This window comes from Bacillus pinisoli (assembly GCF_023036475.1).
Taxonomy (GTDB): Bacteria; Bacillota; Bacilli; order Bacillales; family SA4; genus Bacillus_BS; species Bacillus_BS pinisoli.
Genome location: NZ_JAJQKI010000015.1, coordinates 63771 through 70428 on the forward strand (window position 1 = coordinate 63771; position 6658 = coordinate 70428).

The following is a 6658-nucleotide window of genomic DNA, read 5'->3' on the forward strand; positions in this document are numbered from 1 at the left end:
TCATTACAGATAGAGGGTACTACCTGATTTTTTAAACTCCTCTGCCTTTTCTTGCATCCCTTTGTCAATAACTTCTACCGTATCTAGTCCTTTTTCCTTCGCATAATCTCTTATATCCTGTGAAATTCTCATACTGCAGAATTTTGGTCCACACATTGAGCAGAAATGAGCCGTTTTAGCTCCTTCAGCAGGTAACGTCTCATCATGATAATCAAGAGCTCTTTCAGGATCTAACGCTAGATTAAACTGGTCTCTCCATCTAAATTCAAACCGTGCTTTCGATAAGGCATCATCTCGAATCTGCGCGCCAGGATGGCCTTTTGCCAGATCCGCTGCATGCGCGGCAATTTTGTAAGTAATAACCCCTACACGAACATCCTCTTTATTCGGTAAGCCAAGATGTTCTTTTGGTGTTACATAACAAAGCATAGCTGTTCCATGCCATGCAATCATCGCAGCTCCGATAGCGGACGTTATATGATCATAGCCAGGTGCAATATCAGTCGTTAATGGCCCAAGTGTATAGAAAGGAGCCTCCTTACAAATCTCTAGCTGCTTATCCATGTTCTCTTTAATTTTATGCATTGGCACATGGCCAGGACCTTCTATCATAACTTGTACGTCATGCTTCCACGCAATTTCCGTTAATTCACCTAGTGTTTCAAGTTCCGCGAACTGTGCTTCATCATTTGCATCAGCAATCGAACCTGGACGCAATCCATCTCCTAGTGAAAAAGCGATATCATAGGCTTTCATAATTTCACAAATCTCTTCAAAATGTGTATACAAGAAGTTTTCTTTATGGTGATGTAAGCACCACTGCGCCATAATTGAACCACCACGAGAGACAATTCCTGTCATACGTTTTGCGGTCATCGGAATATACCGAAGTAATACTCCTGCATGAATGGTAAAATAGTCAACACCTTGCTCGGCTTGTTCAATGAGGGTATCTCGGTACACTTCCCACGTTAAATCTTCTGCAATGCCATTTACTTTTTCAAGTGCCTGATAAATAGGGACCGTTCCAACCGGTACTGGGCAATTACGAATAATCCATTCCCGGGTTGTATGTATGTTTTTACCCGTGGATAAGTCCATTAATGTATCCGCGCCCCAACGAGTCGCCCACGTCATTTTTTCTACTTCTTCTTCAATGGAAGACGTTACTGCCGAGTTACCGATGTTCGCATTGATTTTGACATGAAAGTTTCTACCTATAATCATTGGTTCAGCTTCTGGATGATTGATATTAGATGGAATAATGGCACGCCCTCTTGCTACTTCCTCGCGTACAAACTCGGGTGATACATGTTCACGAATGGAGATAAACTCCATTTCAGGCGTAATGATTCCCTTTCTTGCATAATGAAGCTGCGTCACATTTTGCCCCATCTTTGCCCGTAATGGCAATCTTGTTAATCCCAGAAATTCAGCTTGATGACTGACTTTCTCTAGATTTCTGATCCCATTATCTTCAGGCTTCACTTCTCGGCCCTCGTAATTTTCAACATCTCCACGCTCTACAATCCAATTCTTTTTAATTGCAGGTAATCCTTTTGTAATATCTAATTTATATTGCTTGTCGGTATAAGGACCACTCGTATCATAAATTCTCACGGGTAGATTCTTTTCCTCTCCAAAAGAACCAGTTGTGTCTGATAAGTTAATCTCTCTCATCGGTACCTGAATATCAGGTCGTGATCCTTGCACGTAAATCTTCTTACTTCCTGGAAAATTGGACATCAGTGCAATGTTCATTTCTGTTTGATTTTGCATACTAGTCTCTCCCTTTTAATTAGAATGGAGGACATGGCCTAGTACCAAAACGTTAGAAGTCAGAGATGTGACGTCTATTAGAGAATCCGCTCTTAACATACAAAAAAAATCCAGGTCCGAAACGAAAATACGGACCTGGATCATAACGAAAAAGTACAAGCGACTATTCGTATCGTATGTAATCCAAACTTCCCCACGCTGGTATGATCCAGATCAGGTCCAGAGGGTTTAGAAGCTTTATGCGCGCTCCATTCTCAGTCCATGCTGATGGACACCCCTAGTTTATTGCTTTATTCAATTACCTTTATAAGATAACACGGTTGTTTAAATTTTCCAATACCTTTATATATCCTAAATTTAAGAAAGAGTAGTTAATTTTCTTTATTCACTATTTTAATATTACTATTAAAAATTTCTATTTAAAGTTAATTTTTTTCTTGTAAAGACAAAACCAGTTATGCTCGATTTGTAAAAAATAGTTAATTAAACGTTTGTTTAATTGGATGTAGTTTTTTACTATATAGAAATAGTAAGATCACACAAGAAAACACCCCCAAATATCTATTTGAGCGTGTTATAAATGATTAAAGCGTCCCTACATCCAACCTAAACCCTTCAATCTCAATATCCTCATCAATTTCAATTAACAGACATTTCTTTCCGTTAACATTGACTTGCTTCACGTACTTTAGATCTTGAGGGCTAATTGAAATATTGGCAATACTTGTGTTGATTTTAATCGATTTCGTTTTGTAATTTGGCATAACACTGCTGGCTTTTAGTTCGTATCTTTCATCATCTACTACTTTTTGAAAAGCCATTTCAACTTTCTCCGTACTTACATCTTCGACTCCACTTACTTTTAAGACGCGCTCGACATCTTTATAATCTAGTCTTGGCGTCTCTTCTTCTGACTCGTCAATCACTCGGTTTATCTCTTCATAGACATTGGAGAGAATGGTAGTATCCAAGTTGTCACCAGATACTTCCCTCACGATTTCTTGGAAGATTTCTTTATTTTCTTTTGCCGTTGTAATTTCTTCGCTATTTAACACATGCTCAATAAAGTGGTAGTCAGGCTGATTTGGCTTTGCCGCAGAGTACAGGATGTGGTTAACGTCTGCCGCGTTGTCAATAAAGCATGGAAATAAGAAGCCTGCAAGTGGTGAAGAAAGATTGATAATGGGATCGACCACCACATTATACTTGAACTCCCTTTCCACAAAATCAAACAACAATGTTTTTTCCGGTTGCTCGGTCTGATTAATACTACATAGAATGAACTGGTGTGAATATACCGTATTCATGACGCTTTCATCGTCTGCATCACTTCTATCCTTCGTTGGCTTGTAATACTCACCTCGAATAAACGTGACAACGATGTCCATTTCATATTGAGTGTCCTTAAACATTTTCTCAACAAGCTGCAGCATTTCCTCTTTCCAATCTTCTGCTGCGGAAGCAAGTAGCCCCTTATGAAGTATCAGCTGACTATGGTTCTCTGCTTCCCTTTGAAACTTAAGTTGAAATAACTTCTCATCCAGTTGGCCTCCAAGTACCTTTTTAAAGTTATTCAAAAACAACTCCTGCTGATCTTGATCTAACATGGAAAAAGGACGGCTTTCCTGGTACAAAATATCGCTGCTTTCTTTCATCACGTACACGTTAAAAATATCTGATATTTTCAGTCGATCATTATCCGGTTTGAATTGTTTACGAATCGCGGCTACGTCTTTTTTGTTCATGTAAGTTACTCTCCCGGTAGTTTTTTAAGTATTACTTTCGCTTTATTATATTATCATTTTTTTAAGCAGGCTGTTTTCTTATCATAGGTCAAAACTTCAAAACACTCTTACTACTCAATTTAGATGTTGGATTAACCCAAGCATCTGTATCATAACCTCTTTCTTCCCAATAACCAATATGCTCTTCTTCGATTAATTCTATCGCTTGGACCCATTTCACAGATTTATAGGCATACATTTTTGGAACAATTAATCTAATGGGTCCTCCTAATTTTTGTGGAATAGGTTTTCCATCCATTAAAATAGCAATCATAACATCCTGCATTCGAGCTTGTTGAATTGTTAGCGTATCGGTATAAACACCATCTCCAGAGTAGAACTTCACATATTTTGCCTGGCTTTTTACACCGGCTTTGTTTAGTAAGTCAGAAAGTAGGATCCCCTCCCATGTCACTCTATAGACTGACCAGCCTGTAATGCAGTGAAAATCACTTACTTGGAATTGACGTGGTATTTTTAAGAAGTCTTCCCAATTGTAAGTTAGTGGCTGGTTGACTAAACCACCTATGGCAAATTTCCAATTGTCTGATGAGAAGGAAGGAATTTCGGTTACAGAGTAAACTCGAAAATTCCCCTTCGCCCCTCCTCCAATGGGAAGAGCAGATTGAGGTGATGGAGTTGGTTCTGGTATCATTCGATTCCCATCTTTTAGAGCGGCCGCATCAATCACCGTTCCACCGTCATCGAAAATACGCTTTATCCATCGATACACATAAGGTCCTGCTGAAAGAATAACAAGAATGACGGTAAAACCTCGTAGAAAAGTTCTTCTGGAAAAAGGAGGGCTACTAAATCTTCTTTTTATAAACTCATCTGCCGTAAGCTGCTCATGTTCTTCTTCACTATTAACACTCGTAACACTCGTACTAGTTTCTTGCCTTTTTTGTTTGGGTGAGCTTTTCAACCAACGACTTCGTGAAATAGAGTGATAGATGGTATAAGGAACGCCAATCCAAGTTAAAACATCATGCCAAACTAAAGCGACCGAACTCCATTCTTTAGGCAGATTCCGTTCTTGCCATAAGATCATTCCTGAAATACTCCATCCTACTAAAAGAAATAGAACCAGCCATAAGTTATATTGTTGATTCTTTTTACGCCAAATTTGTTTCATATGCTTTTTAACTAAAGGGAGATAAAGCACAATAATGATAACGGAAACGACTCCGAGGATAATATGTAATTCTTTCAGCCCCACTCTAACAGGGGCAAGTACACCCCTCATAAAAGGGAGATAAAGAAGGACGCCGGTCACTGCCAAAAAAAGAACGAGCCATGCATTCCAAGCATGCAATTTCTTGAGTTTCTTGCCGTATGACTGCTTCAACCAACTTCTGACTTTATTCATCCTTCAATCATCCTCCTAGAATAGGCACTCTCTATTCATCATATCGAAAAAGAAGGATTTTTACGTTTTTTTTGCTTGCAGAGAATAGTGTATGATAGCAAATAAAAAAGACGGTCTAGGTGCTTTAATTAAAAGCACTTAGACCGTCTTACCTTTAATAAGCCCTTGCAAACCAAACTGTATGTTCAGCTTTATTGCCGCAATGGATACAAGTATCCTTTTTTGCCGGTGGATTAAATGGTATATTACGTGTAGTGAATTTTGTTTTTTCTTTTACACTTTCTTCACACGCATCTTCTCCACACCAGCCAGCTAAGATCCAACCAGGAATGGTTTCATTTTGTTCAGACTCTGATAGATGCTGTTCTAGCTGTTCCATCGTATCAATATGAGTGTGGGAATGCTCTGCTCGGAAAGCTTTTGCTTTTTCGAATAGACGAGTTTGCATCACTTCAAGCTCTTTTTCAATTTGCTCCACAACTGTTTCTAAGGATACGGAAACCTTTTCTCCTTCATCACGTGCTTTTAGTAAAGCTTGATTATTTTCTAGATCACGTGGTCCCAGTTCAACACGGACAGGAACTCCTCGTAGCTCCCATTCATTAAACTTAAAGCCTGGTGATTGATCGGAATCATCAAGACGCACGCGGATTCCTTTTGCTTTTAGGGCAGCAAATACTTCATCTAGTTTCTCAATAATAGCCGGGTTCTTTTTCCAAGGCCCAACTGGGATTAACACAACTTGAGTTGGTGCAATTTTTGGTGGTAAAACAAGACCTTGCTCATCACCATGTACCATGATAACTGAACCAATTAAACGTGTGGAGGTACCCCAAGACGTTGTATGCACGTATTCATGTTTATTTTCTTTCGTTAAATATTTTATTTCGAATGCTTCTGCAAACTTAGATCCTAGGTAGTGAGAAGTCCCAGCCTGCACCGCTTTTCCGTCTTTCATCATTGCTTCAATTGAGTACGTATCAACAGCACCTGCAAAGCGCTCTGACGGTGTCTTTTGCCCATCATATACAGGAATCGCTAGTAAGCCTTCCACGACTTCTTTGTAGATATTTAGCATTTGCATCGTTTCTTTACGTGCATCCTCTTCATCCACATGGGCCGTATGACCTTCTTGCCATAAAAACTCAGATGTACGGATAAATGGAAGAGTCTTCTTCTCCCAGCGGAATACATTGGCCCACTGATTAATTAAAACAGGAAGGTCGCGATAGCTATTAATCCAGTTTGAGTAAAGGTGTCCAATCATTGTTTCTGAAGTTGGACGAAGGGCTAAACGCTCTTCTAACTTTTCCCCTGCAGCTTCTGTAACCCATGGAAGTTCTGGTGAGAAGCCTTCAATATGGTCCTTTTCCTTTTGGAAGAAGGATTCTGGGATTAGCATTGGGAAGTAGGCATTACGGTGACCCGTTTCTTTAAACCTTCTATCCATTTCTGCTTGGATATGTTCCCATAACTCAAACCCATCTGGTTTAAAAGCAATACAACCGCGAACTGGCGTGTAATCCATTAAATCTGCTTTTTGAATGGTTTCAATGTACCATTTTGAAAAATCCTTCATTTTTTCAGACATTTTGTTTTCCTCCTGAGATAAAAATAATTTACTAATAATAACTCGCTGTTATCCCTCTTTGTTGATTTTCGTTCCAGGACACTCGCTTTCCGTGGGCGAGTCCGGGAGCCTCCTCGGCGAAAACCGTGCCTGTGG

4 protein-coding genes and 1 riboswitch are annotated in these 6658 nt (G+C 39.5%); all 4 genes read right to left on the bottom strand.

From position 1 onward, the window contains the following. Nucleotides 1-3: 3 nt before the first annotated feature. Nucleotides 4-1779, bottom strand: a complete 1776-nt coding sequence (gene thiC, locus LT143_RS17350) for a phosphomethylpyrimidine synthase ThiC (RefSeq protein WP_246945104.1) — start codon at nucleotides 1777-1779, stop codon at nucleotides 4-6. Between the two features lie 173 nt (nucleotides 1780-1952). Next, nucleotides 1953-2068: riboswitch (TPP riboswitch) on the bottom strand. Nucleotides 2069-2363: 295 nt separating this feature from the next. Continuing rightward, nucleotides 2364-3524, bottom strand: a complete 1161-nt coding sequence (locus LT143_RS17355) for a DUF4317 domain-containing protein (RefSeq protein WP_246945107.1) — start codon at nucleotides 3522-3524, stop codon at nucleotides 2364-2366. Between the two features lie 88 nt (nucleotides 3525-3612). Then, on the bottom strand, nucleotides 3613-4932 hold the full coding sequence (locus LT143_RS17360) for a molybdopterin-dependent oxidoreductase (RefSeq protein WP_246945111.1): 1320 nt from the start codon (nucleotides 4930-4932) through the stop codon (nucleotides 3613-3615). Nucleotides 4933-5086: 154 nt separating this feature from the next. Continuing rightward, nucleotides 5087-6523 (bottom strand): proline--tRNA ligase, encoded by a 1437-nt coding sequence (proS, locus tag LT143_RS17365; RefSeq protein WP_246945115.1) that lies wholly within the window; start codon nucleotides 6521-6523, stop codon nucleotides 5087-5089. Between the last annotated feature and the right edge of the window lie 135 nt (nucleotides 6524-6658).